This is a genomic window from Kitasatospora sp. NPDC127060, from assembly GCF_042724935.1.
Lineage (GTDB): Bacteria > Actinomycetota > Actinomycetes > Streptomycetales > Streptomycetaceae > Kitasatospora.
In genome coordinates, this window is sequence record NZ_JBHXEG010000052.1 from 1 (window position 1) to 15,425 (window position 15,425).

The 15,425-nt window shown below is 75.3% G+C and carries 16 protein-coding genes; 6 read left to right on the forward strand and 10 right to left on the reverse strand.

The features are described from left to right. Together ACFWIS_RS25685 and ACFWIS_RS25690 are read right to left on the reverse strand one after the other, a co-directional pair. The coding region (locus tag ACFWIS_RS25685) for a ParB/RepB/Spo0J family partition protein (RefSeq protein WP_380457830.1) at positions 1 to 437 on the reverse strand (437 nt) is incomplete at its 3' end. A gap of 287 nt (positions 438 to 724) precedes the next feature. Continuing rightward, complete coding sequence (locus ACFWIS_RS25690) at positions 725 to 1,270, reverse strand: hypothetical protein (RefSeq protein WP_380457829.1); 546 nt, start codon at positions 1,268 to 1,270, stop codon at positions 725 to 727. 231 nt (positions 1,271 to 1,501) lie between these two features. Between ACFWIS_RS25690 and ACFWIS_RS25695 the strand changes: the two genes are divergently transcribed. Further along, entirely contained in the window at positions 1,502 to 2,203 is a 702-nt protein-coding gene (locus ACFWIS_RS25695) for a DUF4328 domain-containing protein (RefSeq protein WP_380457827.1), read from the forward strand. Between the two features lie 75 nt (positions 2,204 to 2,278). Here the strand turns inward: ACFWIS_RS25695 and ACFWIS_RS25700 are convergent, their stop codons facing one another. Then, positions 2,279 to 3,124, reverse strand: coding sequence for an SAM-dependent methyltransferase (locus ACFWIS_RS25700; protein WP_380524001.1), 846 nt, complete (start codon positions 3,122 to 3,124; stop codon positions 2,279 to 2,281). Positions 3,125 to 3,449: 325 nt separating this feature from the next. On the opposite strand from ACFWIS_RS25700, the gene ACFWIS_RS25705 reads away from it, so the two are divergent. Continuing rightward, entirely contained in the window at positions 3,450 to 5,444 is a 1,995-nt protein-coding gene (locus tag ACFWIS_RS25705) for an NHL repeat-containing protein (protein WP_380457823.1), read from the forward strand. Positions 5,445 to 5,791: 347 nt separating this feature from the next. Here ACFWIS_RS25705 and ACFWIS_RS25710 read toward each other — a convergent pair whose 3' ends face one another. After that, on the reverse strand, positions 5,792 to 6,184 hold the full coding sequence (locus tag ACFWIS_RS25710; protein WP_380457821.1) for a nuclear transport factor 2 family protein: 393 nt from the start codon (positions 6,182 to 6,184) through the stop codon (positions 5,792 to 5,794). A gap of 101 nt (positions 6,185 to 6,285) precedes the next feature. Here ACFWIS_RS25710 and ACFWIS_RS25715 point away from each other — a divergent pair, with 101 nt between their 5' ends. The 3 genes from ACFWIS_RS25715 (at position 6,286) to ACFWIS_RS25725 (ending at position 9,242) form a co-directional block, all read left to right on the forward strand. Continuing rightward, positions 6,286 to 6,732 (forward strand): MarR family winged helix-turn-helix transcriptional regulator, encoded by a 447-nt coding sequence (locus ACFWIS_RS25715; RefSeq protein WP_380457819.1) that lies wholly within the window; start codon positions 6,286 to 6,288, stop codon positions 6,730 to 6,732. A gap of 197 nt (positions 6,733 to 6,929) precedes the next feature. Further along, entirely contained in the window at positions 6,930 to 8,117 is a 1,188-nt protein-coding gene (locus ACFWIS_RS25720; protein WP_380457817.1) for a serine hydrolase domain-containing protein, read from the forward strand. 105 nt (positions 8,118 to 8,222) lie between these two features. Further along, positions 8,223 to 9,242, forward strand: a complete 1,020-nt coding sequence (locus tag ACFWIS_RS25725; protein WP_380457815.1) for an AraC family transcriptional regulator — start codon at positions 8,223 to 8,225, stop codon at positions 9,240 to 9,242. Positions 9,243 to 9,407: 165 nt separating this feature from the next. Here the strand turns inward: ACFWIS_RS25725 and infA are convergent, their stop codons facing one another. The 3 genes from infA to ACFWIS_RS25740 form a co-directional block, all read right to left on the reverse strand. Then, positions 9,408 to 9,632, reverse strand: coding sequence for a translation initiation factor IF-1 (gene infA / locus ACFWIS_RS25730; protein WP_188306513.1), 225 nt, complete (start codon positions 9,630 to 9,632; stop codon positions 9,408 to 9,410). Positions 9,633 to 9,749: 117 nt separating this feature from the next. Next, complete coding sequence (locus ACFWIS_RS25735) at positions 9,750 to 10,532, reverse strand: GNAT family N-acetyltransferase (protein WP_380457813.1); 783 nt, start codon at positions 10,530 to 10,532, stop codon at positions 9,750 to 9,752. Between the two features lie 367 nt (positions 10,533 to 10,899). Then, on the reverse strand, positions 10,900 to 12,000 hold the full coding sequence (locus ACFWIS_RS25740) for a chemotaxis protein (RefSeq protein ID WP_380457811.1): 1,101 nt from the start codon (positions 11,998 to 12,000) through the stop codon (positions 10,900 to 10,902). Between the two features lie 179 nt (positions 12,001 to 12,179). On the opposite strand from ACFWIS_RS25740, the gene ACFWIS_RS25745 reads away from it, so the two are divergent. Beyond that, positions 12,180 to 12,590, forward strand: coding sequence for a tautomerase family protein (locus ACFWIS_RS25745; RefSeq protein WP_380457809.1), 411 nt, complete (start codon positions 12,180 to 12,182; stop codon positions 12,588 to 12,590). On the opposite strand, the gene ACFWIS_RS25750 is transcribed toward ACFWIS_RS25745, so the two are convergent. From ACFWIS_RS25750 to ACFWIS_RS25760, 3 genes are all read right to left on the reverse strand, one after another. Next, a complete protein-coding gene (locus ACFWIS_RS25750; RefSeq protein WP_380457807.1) occupies positions 12,583 to 13,830 on the reverse strand; it encodes an NAD(P)/FAD-dependent oxidoreductase in 1,248 nt (415 codons plus the stop codon). The two genes, ACFWIS_RS25745 and ACFWIS_RS25750, sit on opposite strands and share 8 nt — an antisense overlap. Continuing rightward, the gene (locus ACFWIS_RS25755) at positions 13,827 to 14,024 is read right to left on the reverse strand and encodes a ferredoxin (protein ID WP_380457805.1); all 198 of its coding nucleotides are present in this window, start codon (positions 14,022 to 14,024) and stop codon (positions 13,827 to 13,829) included. The genes ACFWIS_RS25750 and ACFWIS_RS25755 overlap by 4 nt, the downstream gene beginning before the upstream one ends. Positions 14,025 to 14,131: 107 nt before the next feature. Further along, positions 14,132 to 15,331 carry a cytochrome P450 gene (locus ACFWIS_RS25760; RefSeq protein WP_380457803.1) on the reverse strand — a complete coding sequence of 400 codons (1,200 nt, stop codon included), beginning with the start codon at positions 15,329 to 15,331 and terminating at the stop codon, positions 14,132 to 14,134. Between the last annotated feature and the right edge of the window lie 94 nt (positions 15,332 to 15,425).

The window sequence follows — 15,425 nt, forward strand, 5'->3', positions numbered from 1 at the left end:
GCGGCGACCATCCGGTCCGACCACTGGGGGTGGGTGGTGAGGATCCGCCCGGCCGCGGACAGCCGCTCCGCCCGTGACAGCGGCAGGCCGTGACGGGTGTTGCTCTGCACCGCCAGGACGAAGGCGTCCCGGCGCGGCCCGTCGAAGTAGCGCACCGGAATGACGAGCGCGCCGTCGGCCGCCGCCGCGCGCAGCCGGTGCATCCCGTCGATCACCCGCATGCTCGGCCGGTGGACGATGATCGGCGGCAGCGCCGGACCGACCTCCGCCAGCGTGCGCACATGCTCCGGATCCTCTCCCCCCTCCCGCGGGGAGTCCCCCGGCAACAGCGCCGCCACCGGCACCGCCACCACCTCCGACAACACCGGCACCCACTCCCCGGACAACCGGGACACCGGGCGCCCCTGGGCACGGACGGCTGCGCTCTCAGGCTTCACGACGAGTCCTCCGACAAGTGACACGGACCGAAGGGGGCATGCATCGCAGCGATGCTAGGAGATCCACATACCTTTGGGAAGGTATTTTAGTGAGCAGCTGACATCACTCTTGCCCTCAACTGCTTTCACCGTGGCTTTCCAGCCATATACCTTCGCCAAGGTATATTTTTGGGTGGAGGGCGAAGGCCCTGGAGAAGGGCTGGTCAGTCCGTGTGATCCCCCGTCAGCCCTCTCCGCCGGTCAGCCCCGGTCAGTCCCCGTCAGTCCCCGGTCAGCCCTCCCCCCGGTCAGTCCTCGTCCTCGTCGGCCCGGGAAAGGGCGTCGGTGATCAGGCGGGTGGCGAACTCCTGGTCGTCGCCGCAGATCCGGTTGACGTACTCGGCGAGCAGGGTGGCGGTGGCCTCCAGGGGGTTCATCTCGGCGTCCGTCCACGGCCCGTACTGCGCGCGCCACAGGTTGGGGCTCAGGCCGCTGCCGGCGGCGACCAGCAGGCCCGCCATGGTGGGGATGACCTCGGGGCGGAAGGTCCTGGGCATCATGCGCATGGTGGCCACCAGGGTCGGCACCACGTACTCGATGACGTCCTTGCCGTGGTCCTCGCAGGCCGTCCGCAGCCAGTTCATGTACAGGTAGATGAGGGTGCAGGCGCCCTCCAGCAGGGCGCTGAAGTCGTCCGGGCCCATGGACGCGGCGAGGTGGTCGACCATCTTGCGGTGTTCCGGGTCGGTCTCGGTCCGGCCGTCGTAGAGGGCCTTGAGCCGGGAGTCGATCACCATGAGCGCCGCGCTCACGTCGCCGGCGGGGGCGTACTGGGGGTCACAGGGCGAGGGCACGGGACTCCTCCTCCGGGGCGGGGCGCCCGGTGCGGCGACGGCGGGTTCCGTCAGCCGCTCCAGGAGACCGGACCGGGGCCGGGCCCGGTGCCGGAACCGCCCCCGCGTCACCCGGACGGGATCCCGGCGGCGGCCGGGCCGTTGACGAAAAAGACTGTACGAACGAACGTGCGGACCCTAGGGTGACGCTCCGTCGATTCCGGCCCGTCCGCCCCTGGAGCCCGCTCACCGATGTCCACGCCCGCCCCGTACCGCTCCCCCCGCACGGACGCCACCGCCGCGACCGTCCTGCTCGCCGCCGCCGGTGCCGCAGCGCTGTTCTCCCTCTACGCCGACGCCCTGATGTTCGTGGCGTCCGACGACCTCATGACCGGCAGCGCCGTGAGCGGCGAGGCGTTCGCCGACGCACAGTGGTTCATCGGCACCGCCCGCGTCCTCCAGTGGGCGGTGCTGGTGTTCTCGGCGATGGCCTTCCTCTCCTGGTTCCACCGGGTACGGGTGAACGCCGAGTTCCTCGCCCCGCACGGGCACCGCTACGCGCGGGTGTGGGCGATCGTCGGCTGGTTCATCCCGGTCGCCAACTTCTGGCTCCCCCGGCAGGTCGCCGGCGACGTCTGGCAGGCCGGCGCCCGCCCCGACGGGCTCGGGGTGCGCGAGCCGCTGCCCCAGGCGCTGCTCAACCTCTGGTGGGGCACCTTCCTGGGGTCCCACCTGGTCGGCGGGCTGGGCGATCAGTTCTACCAGGACGCCACCTACGCGGACACCTACCGGGAGGCCGCCCTGTGGCTGGGCGCCGCCGACCTGCTGGAGCTGGCCGCCGCCGTCTTCGCCGTCCTGCTGGTGCGGAGGCTGACGGCCACCCAGGAGCGGCTCCTCGCCGAGCTCCCGGCCGGGCCGGTGTACGGGGTGCACGTCTCGACCGTCGAGGGCTGAGCCCGAAGCGCGTGCGAGGGGCCCGCTAGAAACCGCCAGGAATCGTGGCCCCTCACACGCGCCGGCAAAGCCGGGTCAGGGCTTGAGGGCGACGCCGGCGTAGAAGGAGACCTGGGCGTCGGTGACGTCGGCCGGCAGCAGTTCGGCGGTGCCGTCGGTGCCGTCGGGGTGCCAGCGGTGGGCGGGGACGATGCCCGGCTCCAGCAGCTCCAGGCCCTCGAAGAAGGTGGCGAACTCGGCCTCGGGGCGCAGCCGCAGGGAGGTGCCGGCCTGGTTGTAGATCTCCTGGACCTTGGGCGCGCCGAGCGGGTCGAGTTCGGCGGTGGCGTGGGAGAGGACCAGGGCGGAGCCGGCCGGCAGGGGGTCCAGGAGGTGCTTGACGATGGCGTGGGCGTCGTCGAGGTCCGGGACGAAGTGCAGCAGGGCGACCATCGACAGGACCACCGGCCGGGTCAGGTCGAGGGTCTGCGCGACCTGGGGGGTGGCCAGGATCGACGCGGGGTCGTGGACGTCGCCGTGGACGTAGGCGGTGCGGCCCTGCGGGGTGCTGGTCATCAGGGCGCGGGAGTGGGCCAGCACGACGGGGTCGTTGTCGGCGTAGACCACCCGGGCGCGCGGCTCGACGGCCTGGGCGACCTCGTGGAGGTTGGGCGAGGTGGGGATGCCGGTGCCGATGTCCAGCCACTGGTCCAGGCCGCGGCGGGCCAGGGCGCGGGTGGCGCGGTGCATGAAAGTGCGGTTGGCGCGTACGGCGGTGCGCATGGTGGGGAAGACGGTCAGGACGCGCTCGGCGGCTTCGCGGTCGACGGCGAAGTTGTCCTTGCCGCCGAGGAAGTAGTCGTACATCCGGGCGCTGTGCGGGATGTCCTGGCGTATCTGCGGCGACGCCGGCTCCGCGGGGTCGGGTTCGGTCGCGGTCATCCAGGTTCCCCCCATGATCATCCCTGTCCTTTCTTGATCACATCGGGCCGGGGCAGTCTAGCCAACTGGCCGGTACCGCGCGGCGAGTCGGCGGTGAACGGCGGCGTGGACAGCGGCGAACGGCGGTGAACGGCGGCGGGGCGGCAGCGCTCGCCCAGCGGCGCGCCCGGCGGGGCGGGGGCGGGACTCGGCCGTACCGGGCAATTTCCACCGCCTCCGGCGGCCGGTCGCGTGCGGGCGGCCCGGTGATGTGGCACTCAGGAGGGCGGCGGCCCCAGCGGGCGCGCCCCTCCCCCAGCGCCCCCTGTGACCGAACGGAGCCCCCATGCGCCGACGCCACGGCGTCCTGCTGACCGCCGCCCTGCTGGCCCGGATCGCCGCCGGGCCGCCCTCGTACGCCGCGCCGGACGCCGGGTGGGAGCCGGCCGACCAGTGCGGCGTGGTGCGCAGCGGCGACACCCCGCTCGGCGGGGCGCAGGTGACGCTGTACCAGGCCGGGGAGGGCGAGGGCGGGCGGCCGCGGGTGCTGGCCCGGGCCCGTAGCGGCGAGGACGGGCGGTTCGGCCTGGAGTTCCGTCGGTCGCGGGACGCGCGGGCGGTGCTGTACGTCCTGGCCGACCTGCCGGGGCCCTCCGAGGAGAGGGCGGACGGGCCCGGCCGGGGCGGGCCCGTGACGCTGGCCGCGGTGCTCGGCGGCGCCGCCGCCCCGCCCGAGCTGGTCGTCAACGAGCGGACCACGGTGGCCACGGCCTACGCCCTGGCCCGGTTCACCGGCCCGGACGGGGTGGCCGGTTCCTCCCCCGGGCTGCAGAACGCCGCGGCAGTGGCGCACAACCTGGCCGACACCGGCACCGGCGGCGTCGCTGCGCTGCTCGCTGCGCCGCCCAACGGCGAACTCACGTCCACCATGGCCGAGTTCAACACCCTGGCCAATCTGCTGGCGTCCTGCGTCAGCGGCGACTCCTGCGACCGGCTGCTGGACCTGGCCCGCCGCCCGGGCCGTGAGCGACCGCGCGACACCCTGCTGGCCGCGGTGGACATCGCCCACGACCCGGGCCACCACGCCGCCGAGCTGTTCGCGCTGGCCGGCACCGCGGTCCGCTACCGGCCCGCGCTGTCCACGGCCCCGGACGCCTGGACGGTGGCGCTGCGCTACCAGGGCAACGGCCATGAGCTGGACGGTCCCGGCAACATCGCCTTCGACGCGGACGGCAACGCCTGGGTCAGCAACAACTACCGCTACGGCCCGGACCCGGCCGTCCCGGTGTGCGGCGCCGACACGGTGCTGAAGTTCACCCCCGCCGGGCGGGACGCCCCCGGCGCCCCCTACCGGGGCGGCGGCCTGTACGGCGCGGGCTTCGGCATCACCGTCGACGCGAAGGGCACCGCCTGGGTCGCCAACTTCGGTTTCCAGGGCCGTGGTTGCCCGATCGATCCGGCTCCGCTGGAGCGCAGCGTCTCCCGGTTCGCCGCGGACGGCGCCGTGTTGTCCCCGCCGCAGGGCTGGCGCGGGGCCGGGATCGTCCAGCCGCAGGGCATGGCGGCCGACCGTTCCGGCACGGTGTGGGTGGCCAACTGCGGCTCGGACAGCGTGGCCCGGATCCCGGACGGCGACGCGGCCTCGGCCCGGGAGATCGCCACGCCGGGGCTGCACAAGCCCTTCGGCGCGGCCGTGGACCCGGCCGGGCGGCTGTGGGTGAGTGGCAACGGCAGTGACAGCGTCCAGGTGGTGGGCCCCGACGGGACGCTGGAGCGGACCGTGACCGGGGCCGGCCTGCGCCGGCCGCTGGCCGTGGCCACCGACAGCCGGGGCAACGCCTGGGTGAGCAACAGCGGGATCCTGCCGGTGCCCTGCGGCGACAGCACGGCCGGGGACCTCGCGGACGCGCTGGCCGGTGAGGACGGCCCGCGGCCGGGGACCTCGGTGACCATGATCGGGGCGGACGGGACCCCGGCGCCCGCGCCGTTCACCAACGGCGGCCTGTTCCTGCCCTGGGGCGTGGCCGTGGACGGGGACGACACCGTGTGGGTGGCCAACTTCGGCGGCCACCGCGTCGCCCGGCTGTGCGGCGTCAACCCGGCCGCCTGCCCGCCCGGGACGCGCACCGGCGAGCCGATCTCGCCGCCGGACACCGGGTACACGTTCGACGGGCTGGAGCGCAACACCGGTGTCCGGATCGATCCTTCGGGCAACGTCTGGCTGGCCAACAACTGGCGTACCGTGCCGGTCCAGGCCAACCCCGGGGGGCACGAGCTGGTGGTGCTGGTGGGCGCGGCGGCGCCGGTGAGCGCACCCGGGCCCGGCGGCGGGCGGCCCTGACCCGGCGAACCCCGAACCGACGGCGGGAGCGGACGGCGGCGGGAGCGAACGGGGACGGCGGCGGGGGCGGGGCGGGCGGACCGCCGTCGGGGCGACTGCTTGCCGGTCCGGACGGCCGGGGGCGGCGCACAGGGAGCACCGCGCCGGTTCGGCCCACCGCCGCGCAAGGAGCCCTCCGGGAGCCGTCCATGCCGCGCATCGGTACGGAGGGCGCGGGCGAACGGCCGTAGGCGGGTCCGGACGAGCGGCTGTAGGCGGGGGCTGGACGCGAGCGGCCGGCAGGTGGGGCCGGCGGGGGCCGGTGAGCCCCCGCCGGGCCGGGCCGCTCAGCGGCCGGCGGTCGGCTCTCAGCGGGCGCTGCCGAGATCCCGGTCGTGCTCGCCGCCCTCCAGCAGCAGGGTGGTCTCCTCGATCCGGCGGAAGCGGCCGTCGGGGGCGAACTCGGCGAAGAGGTAGACCTCCATGCGGACGGTGGAGCCGTCGGTCTTGGTGACGGTCATGGTGTGGCGGTCGGCGTAGCGCGCGCCGTCGCAGAGTTCCTCGTGGACCTCGACGGAGCCGTCGGCCACGACCGTGCGCAGGTGGGCGATGTGGGCCAGGAACTGCCCGCGGTCGTCCCAGCGGCCGTCGGTGCGCTGGCGGTAGTCGGGGGCGAAGTGGCGGTCGACGGCCTCGTGCAGGTCCAGGCCCGGGGTGAGGAGCAGGTCGGTCAGGGCGGTGGTGATGTCGGTGTGGCGCACGGGGTTCCTCCGGAAGGGTGAGCACGGACCTCAAATTCGTGCCTCAAGCACGCAAATCACGCTACAGGAAAAGCGTGTCCGGCGCACGCTAATCTGAGGGGGTGACGAATCCGACCGGACACCAGATCGCCGAGGCCCTCGGACTGCTGCTGCGCCGCAGCACCCGCACCGGCCTGCACGCCCAGCTGACCGACGGCCTGGGGCAGGCCCTCGACGAACTCACCTACCCCGTCCTCAGCGGCCTGGCCCGCACCGGCCCGTGCAGCGCCGCCGACCTCGGCCGCGAGATCGGACTGGACCGCACCACCGTGACCCGCCGCGCCGACCGCCTGGAGGAGGCGGGCCTGCTGCGCCGCGAAGCCGACCCCGCCGACCGGCGCGCCACCCTGCTCGTCCTCACCGACCCCGGGCACGACGCCGTCCGGGCCACCCGGGACCGCCTGGCCGCCCGCATCGAGGACTCCCTCGCCTCCTGGCCGGCCGCCGACGCCGAGGTCTTCGCCCGGCTGCTGCGCACCTTCGTCGACGATGGGCCGTTCCAGGCCTGAGCCCGCGGGCCCGGCACCGCGTCGGCACGCGTCGGCGCCGCGTCGGCGCCGCTCGACCAGGCGGGTCACGGCGGGCGCGCGGCCGTTTCCCGGGGCCGCCGGCCGGTGATCCCTTGCCGCCGGGGTGGCGGCCGTCGACCGCCGCCCCGCGTCACCCCACCACCGACCCGCCGAGCCGCCCCTTCGGAGGCCCCGTCATGCCGCTGCGCTCCCACCCCCGCCCGCCGACCCGCCGACCCCGACGGGCGGCGGCCACCGCCCTGCTCACCGCCGCGCTGGCACTGGCTCCCGCCGGCAGCGCCGCGGCCGGGAACGGCGGCCGGGAGGACAACGACCGGGCGCTGCGGGCCCGGCTGCAGGCACTGGTCGACCGCCCCGACGGCCCGCCCGGGGCCATCGCGGTCCTGCGCGAGGACGGGCGGGTGCGGGTGCTGCGGGCCGGGGTGGCGCAGCTCGGCACCGACCGACCGCCGCGGGCCGACGACCACATGCGGCTGGCCAGCGCCGCCAAGGCGTTCAGCGGCGCGGTCGCGCTGCGGCTGGTGGACTGCGGGCTGCTCGGGCTGGACGACACCATCGCCGCCCGGCTGCCCTCGCTGCCCGCCGCCTGGGGCGCGGTGACCCTGCGCCAGCTGCTCCAGCACACCAGCGGCCTGCCGGACTACAGCGCCGCCCCGGACTTCGGCGACCTGCTGCGCACCGACCCCCACCACGTCTTCGACTCCCGGCGCCTGCTGGACTTCGTCGCCGACCGGCCCCTGGAGTTCGCCCCCGGCACCCGCTACCAGTACTCCAACTCCGACAACATCGCCGTCGCCCTGATGGCCGAGGCCGCCACCGGGCAGCGCTACGAGGACCTGCTGGCCTCCCAGGTCTACCGGCCGCTCGGGCTCGACCACACCAGCCTGCCCGCCGGCTACCGGCTGCCCAGGCCCTACCTGCACGGCTACGCCGTCCAGCCGCCCGCCGCGCCCCGGGACGTCAGCACCGAGTTCGGCGCCTCCGGCGCCTGGGCCTCGGGGGGCCTGGTCTCCACCCCCGCCGACTTCAGCGCCTTCGCGGCCGGTTACGCGGGCGGCCCGCTGATCGGCGAGGCGACCCGCGAGCAGCAGCGGGCCTTCGTCCCGGGCGCCTCCGAGCCGGCCGGCCCGGGCACCAACCGCGCCGGGCTGGCGATCTTCGAGTACGGCACCCGCTGCGGCACGGTGTACGGGCACACCGGCAACACCGCCGGCTACACCCAGCTCGGCGTCGGCACCCCGGACGGGCGGCGCAGTCTGACCCTCTCCGTCACCGAGCAGGTGAACCAGTCGGGCAACCCCGACCTGCTGCAACACCTGCGGGCCGTCGAGGAGGACTTCGTCTGCGCCCTGCTCGCCCGCTAGCGGGGCCCTGGCGAGGGGCCCGGGCGGGTATCCGGACCGGGATCGGCTACGGTCGACGGTCCGGCAGCGGCCGGGCCGGGTGGCAGCGGGAAGGGAGGCGGCGAGGTGGCCGCGGGAGCGGAGAGCGTGTTCCGGGGTGAGGGTGTGCCCGCGCGGGAGCGGTTCGACTGCTGGCGGGAGCTGATCGGGCGCACCCGGGCCAGCGAGATGACCAGCGTCCACGCCGATGACTTCCGGGCGGAGATGCGGCGCCTGGAGCTGGGGCCGGTGACCCTCCTGAGATCCTCGTTCCCGCCGACCCGGTTCCGGCGCAGCGCCGCGATGGTGCGGCGCACCGACCCGGAGGCGTACCACCTGACGATGCCGCTCGCGGGCGGGCTCTCGCTCAGCCGCGGCACCGGGGAGCGCACCTTCGGGCGGGGTGACCTCTACCTGGCGGACAGCTCCCACCCGTACGAGGTGCGGGCCCTGGGGGTGCCCGCCGCCGGCCGCGGGGAGCAGCGGACCGAGGCGGTGGGCATCGACTTCCCGGTGTCGCTGCTGCCGCTGCCCCCGCAGCGGCTGCGTGACCTTTTGGGCCGGGGGTTCTCGGTGCGGGAGGGGTCGGCGGCGCTGCTGGCGCAGTTCCTGGTCGGGCTGGACCGGCAGGCCGCCGTCCTGGGCCCGGCGGAGACGGCCCGGCTGGGCAGCGTCGCCGTCGACCTGGTGGCGGCCTGGGTGGCCGGGGAGCTGGACGCCGTCGGCGAGCTGTCGGACGACGCCCGGCACCGGGCGCTGGCCGGGCAGGTGCGGGCCTTCGCGCGCCGCAACCTCCACGACCCCGAACTCACCCCGGCGGTGATCGCCGCCGCCCACCACGTCTCGGTCAGCCACCTGCACCGGGTCTTCACCCGGCAGTCCCAGGGCCGCACCCTCGCCGCCTGGATCCGCGCCGAACGCCTGGACCGGGCCCGCCGCGACCTCGCGGACCCCGCCCACCGCACCACCCCGGTGCACGCCGTCGCCGCCCGCTGGGGCCTGCCCCGCGCCGACGACTTCAGCCGCGCCTTCCGCGCCGCCTACGGGCTCTCACCCCGCGAACACCGACAGCGGGCACTGGCCGGGGGCGGCACGGACGGCGCGTAGACGCGTTGCCAAGGAAGTGGCGACGCAGTGACAACACGGCCGCCGCGCGCCCTGGCATCCTCCACGAGGTGACACTGCGGTGTGCCCGGGCCGGTCGGCCCGGCAGAACCGCTGGTGGCCCGGCACGCCACGGGGGAGCGTGCCGGGCCACCCTCGCCACCGGTACTAGTTGCGGTAGCGGTAGCGGATCCGGCCGCGGGTGAGGTCGTAGGGGCTGAGCTCCACGAGCACCCGGTCGTGCGGGAGGATCTTGATGTGGTTCTTGCGGACCTTCCCGCTGATGTGGGCGAGCACGACGTGCCCGTTCTGGAGTTCCACCTTGAAGTTGGCGTTGCGCAGGCACTCGATGACGGTGCCTTCGACTTCGATGCCGTTCGTCGTCTTGGTCATGGTCCTCACCTCTTCTTCGTTGTCAGTGCGTTCGATGCGGTCGGTACGGGCGGTGCGTTCGGTACGGTCGGTACGGGCCGTGCGGTCGGTACGGCCGGGGCGGCCGCGGGGCGGGGGTCAGCGGCGGACGAGCTCCAGGGTGCTGCCGGCGCGGCGGGCGCCGATGCCCTCGAACAGGGCGGTGGCGGCCCGGTCGGACTCCGTCACCTCCGCCCAGGCGGTGGCGGTGCCGTCGCGGTGCAGCGCGTCCAGCGCGTGGGCCAGCAGCGCCCGGGCGATGCCCCGGCGCTGCAGTTCGGCGCGCACGGCGATCAGCCCGATCCGCGGGCGGCGCGGCGGGGTCACCCGGATCAGCCCGACGTAGCGCTCGCCCTGGCGCGCCACCGCGTACCCGGCGGGGTCGACCACGATGGTCCCGGCCGGGCGGGGCAGCACCTGGGCGGGCACCGCCTGCCAGCCGGCGCCGGCCGTGACCTCGTCGTGGATGACGCGCTCCAGGGCGCGCAGCGGGCCCTCCTCGGCCCGGCCGGCGGGCACGATCGTCACGCCTGCCGGGGGCCCTACCGGGCCGAGCCCGGTGGCCCGCGGGTCGGTGGGCACCAGGTAGCCCCACTCGCGGCGCACCGGCGTGAAGCCGGCCCGCCGCCAGGCGGACAGCGCGTCCTGGTCGGTCTCGTCGACCAAGGTGTGCAGGGGTTGCGGCAGGTCGGCCGGCAGCGCGGCGGCGAGGCGGTCGAAGACGGCGTCGTGCCAGGCGTCGATGCTGACGAACAGCCGTCCGTCGGGCCGGCGCGAGGCGTCGGCGCGGCCGGCCACCCGGCCGTCCTGGACGGCGTGCCATTCGGTGTCCGAGACCCGCGTCACGGCGGGGGTGTTCGGGGCGGTGCGGGGAGAGTTCATGGTGTTGCCTTTCGGAAGTGCCTCGTCTGGGGCGCTCCCGGGCGACACCAACGTCAATCGCCCACCGTGACGACAAGGGGGAGCACCCACCCGGTTCCAGCCTTCATGGGTCTCACCTCCTCGCGTTTCTCTCACGGCTGGGCCGACCGTAGCAGCCCGCGCCCTCCGGGCCCAACCCGTTTTCCGCGCACCGGCGGGCGGCGGCGGGTTCCGGTGGATCGCCGTCCGCATCGGTTCTGACACCCTGTCGACTCGGGGCGACGGTGCTGCCGGGGGTGCGGATCGGCAGCGGGGCGATCGTCGCCGCCGGTTCGGTCGTCACCGCCGCGCCCGGGCGGTGAGGGGTCCGGGCGCGGCACGGGACTGGTCAGAAGCGCAGGTCGGCGGCGATGCGGCGGGTGTCGGTGAGGGTGCCGTCGGGGACGAAGGTGACCTGGGCGCCGGTGTCGAGGGCGCGTTCGATGACCTCGTCGACGACGTCATCGCGGGCGCCGGGCTCGTCGGCCTCGGCGGGGACGAGGTGGTCGCCGTCGTCGCGGACGGTGGTGCGGAAGTTCTCCTCGACCGCCAGCAGGGCGATGCGGCCCTCGGCGGCGGCGCGCCAGACCTCGTCGAGGCCGGCGGCGAACTCCTGGCGGCCGCGGGCCTTGTCGAGCCGGGCGAGGGTGTCGCCGACCTCGCGCTCGGCGTGGGCGCGCACGGCGGGTTCGACCACCTTGCGGACGGTCTCGACGTCGGCCTGGGCCAGGCCGCCGTGCGGGATCTGGGCGGTGGCCTCCTTGGCGATCGGCCCGGCGGCGTCCAGCAGGGCGAGCGCGGGCGCGTCGCCGACCACGTACAGCGGGCGGGGGTCGGCGGCCAGCACCTTGCCGATCGCGGTGTCGGCCTGGCGCAGGAAGGTCTTGGTCTCCTCGTCGCGGAAGGTGCTGGGGGTGTCGCCGATGCGCTCGCGGCGTTCCGGGTCGGGGTTGTCGAAGAAGGTGCGCGCCAACGGGAAGCCGTGGATCCTCTCCTCGCCGACCCGCTCCTGGTCGCCGCCCCACAGCACGGCCCGGTCGGCGGCGACGGCCAGCACCCAGTACGGGCGTTCGGCGGCCTGGGCGGAGACCAGGTTGCGGGTGAGGAAGGTGTCGGACAGGACCACCCGGGCGGGGGCGGTGCGGGCGAACGACCAGACCCGGTGCTCGCCGGGGGCTGCCAGGATGGCGAGGCCGTCCTCGGCGTGCACCAGGTCGACCTCGGCGAGGGCCCGGTCGAGCTGTCCGATGACGTCGATCCGGCCGGCCCGGGAGACCTCGGGGTCGGCCTGGATCCGCTCCTTCGCCTCGGCCAGCAGGTTGCGCAGCCGGACCGGGTCCTGGGCGTTGTCCGGTTCGCGGCGGTGGGTGGGCATCAGGATGGACACCGCCGGGTAGGGCCGGGGCCGGCGCAGTTCGGCGAGGACGGCGGGGCTGAGGGCGGGGCGCATGGGGACCCTTTCCGAAGGCGGTCTGCCTTCTTTGCATGGACGCACGGTGCCTGACACAGCTGCCAAATGTCCTCAATGTAGCGATTTGCGCACCGCACCGCCGGGTCGGCTCTTGCCCTGGGGCCACCCGAGACTGTACCTACTGGTACGTACAGACGGTCCACGGAGAGGGAGTCGGCATGCCGTTCGTCCGCATCGACACACTGGGAACCGGTCCGCGACGGCTCGACGCCCTGGGGCGCGCCGTGCACCGGGCGCTGGTGGAGGTGCTCGGGATCCCGCCGGACGACCACTTCCAGGTGCTCACCGACCACGACGGCGCCAACGGCACGCTGCGCTACGGCGGTTACCTCGGGGTGCGGCGCGACGAGGGCATCGTCTACGTGGCCGTCACGCTGCGCGCCGGGCGCACGGACGCGCAGAAGCGGGCCCTCTACCGCAGGATCGCCGAGCTCGCCAACGCCTACGCGGGTACCGAGCCGCGCAACGTGTTCGTCACCCTGACCGAGAACTCCCCCGCCGACTGGTCGCTGGGCGAGGGGCTGGCCCAGTACGCCCTCCCGCCCGGGGAGGGCGTACCGCTCAGCTGACCGGCGCGGCCTCCCGGTGGGTGACGGGCGGCCAGGGGGCGCCGGCCTCGACCTGGGCGCGCAGGGTGCGCAGGGCCCGGGCGGCGGCGATGCCCACCGCGCCGGCGACCCGGCCCCCGCGCACGCAGGCGGCGGCGAAGCGGTGCTCGGCGAGGCTGCCGTCGACCACCTCGAAGCCGTCGGCGGCGCCGGGGCTGCCGAAGGCCTGCACCCGCAGGCCGTACTGGTCGGTCCACAGGTACGGGACCGGGGTGTAGGCGCGGCGGGTGCCGTCCGGGCCGGCCAGCAGGTCGCGGGCGGCGTGCAGGGCCTGTTCGGCGGCGTTGGTGCGCTGTTCGAGGCGCCGGCGCCGGCCGGTGCGCGGGTCGGGCCAGGCGGCGGCGTCGCCCGCCGCCCAGACGCCGGGGCCGGCCGCGCAGTGGGCGTCGCAGGACACCCCGCCGTCCGCCTCCAGCGCCACCCCGCTGCCGGCCAGCCACTCGGTGGCCGGCTCGGAGCCGATCGCCATCAGCACGGCGTCGGCGGCCAGTTCGGAGCCGTCGGCCAGCCGCACGCCGGCCGCCCGGCCATGCCGCCGGAGCACCTCGGCGGCCGCGCCCCGCCGGATCCGCACCCCGTGCTCGCGGTGCAGCCCGGTCAGCAGCGCGGCCGTCTCGGCGCCCAGCACGGCGGCCATCGGGACGGCGGCGGAGACCAGCCAGGTCACCTCGGCCCCGAGGCCGACGGCGGTGGCCGCCGCCTCGGCACCGAGCAGCCCGCCGCCGACCACCAACAGCCTTACGCCCGACCGCAGTTCCTCGCGCAGGGCGAGGGCGTCGGCGAGGGTGCGCAGCACGTGGGCGCCGGGCAGCGGGGCCTCGCCGCCGGGCCCGGTCCCACCGGAGCCGGGCAGCCGGCGCGGGCGCACGCCGGTGGCCACGACGACGGCCTCGCAGCGCACCCGGCTCCCGTCGGACAGGTGCACGGTGCGGCTCGCGCGGTCCAGGCGTTCGGCGGCCACCCCCAGGCGCAGGTCGAGCCGCAGCTCCTCCAGCGCGCCGGGGGTGCGCAGGGCCAGCCGCTCGGGCTGCCACTGTCCGTCGAGCAGTTGCTTGGACAGCGGCGGCCGGTCGTACGGGAGCTCATGCTCGGCCCCGACCAGGGTCAGGCGGCCCTCGTAGCCGGCCCGGCGCAGCGCCTCGGCGGCGTGCAGTCCGGCGGCGCCGGCCCCGACGACGGCGACCTCGCGCGCAGCGGTCACACCTGTTCCAGGGTGATCGCCGCGGCCGGGCAGACTCCGGCGGCGTCCTGGACGGCCTGGTGGAGGCCGGCCGGCGGGCGGGCGTCGAGCAGGACGACGATGCCGTCCTCGTCGCGCTGGTCGAAGACCTCGGGGGCGGCGAGCACGCAGCTTCCCGCGCCGCAGCACTTCTCCTGGTCGATCCGGACGAACATGGGGGTTCCCTTCGGGGCGGTTACGGGGGGCGGGGGGGTGTGGTCGGGCGCGGGGGCCTGGTCGGACGCGGGGGCCTGGGTGCCGTCCGGCCGGACAGGGCCCGGGCTCACCAGGCGACGGGCAGCTCGTGGACGCCGTAGATGAGCATCTCGCCGCGGAAGCGGACCTCCTCGAACGGCACCGCCAGGCGCAGTTCGGGCAGCCGGCGCAGCACGGTGGCGAGGGCGATCTGGAGTTCCAGCCGGGCCAGGGGCTGGCCCAGGCACTGGTGGACACCGAAGCCGAAGGCCAGGTGGCGGCGGGCGTCGCGGGTCAGGTCGAGGTCGTCGCCGCCGGGGAACTCCGCGGTGTCCCGGTTGGCGGTGCTGACCATGCAGACGACGCCCTCGCCGGCCCGGATCCGGACCCCGCCCAGTTCGACGTCCTCGGTGGCGACCCTGGTGAGGCCGGAGTGCACGATCGTCAGGTAGCGCAGCAGTTCCTCGACGGCGCCGGCCACGGCCTCGGGGTGGCGGCGCAGGTGGTCGAGCTGGGCGGGGTTGCGCAGCAGGGCGAGGACGGAGAGCGCGGTCATGTTGGCGGTGGTCTCGTGCCCGGCGACCAGCAGCAGCCGGCCCATCGCGCCGATCTCCGCGGTGTTGAGCTCGCCGCGCTCGACGAGGCGGCTGAGGATGCCGTCGTCGGGCTGGGCGCGCTTGGTCTCGGCGAGTTCCTCCAGGTAGCCGGTCAGCCGTTGCTGGGCGGCGATGACGTCCTCGACGGCGGAGTCGCGGCGCAGCAGGACGCGGCTGCACTCCTGGAAGAACTCGTGGTCCTGGTAGGGGACGCCGAGCAGCAGGCAGATGACCAGGGAGGGCAGCGGCAGGGCGAACTCGCCGACCAGGTCGGCCTCGGTGCGGCCCTCGGTCATCGTGTCCAGCAGTTCGTCGGCGATGCGCTGGATCTCGGGGCGCAGCGCCTCGACCTTCTTGATCATGAATTCGCCGGTGAGCATCCGGCGCAGGCGGGCGTGCTCGGGGTCGTCCATCCGGATGAAGGTGGGCTGGCCGTTGTTCAGCTGGCGGGCGCCGGCGCTGACGAAGGGGAAGCCGGCGCGGGTGGAGTCCGAGCTGAAGCGGGCGTCGGAGAGCACCGCCTTGATGTCCTCGTAGCGGGTGAGCAGCCAGCTGGGGGAACCGTCCCACAGCGAGATGCGGCTGATCGGCTCCTCCTGCTGGGCCTGCTGGTAGGCCGGCGGCGGGGCGAACGGGCAGGCGCCGCGGGCGGCGGGGTGGGTGAAGCGGGGGGTCTGTGCGGCGGTGGCCATGGGGGGCTCCCCTCTCGGAGCTGGCTGTGCCGGACCTGGTCGGTCCGCGGTGCCGTACGGTGTGCGGCCGTACGGGCGGGCGGCGGTGCGGCAC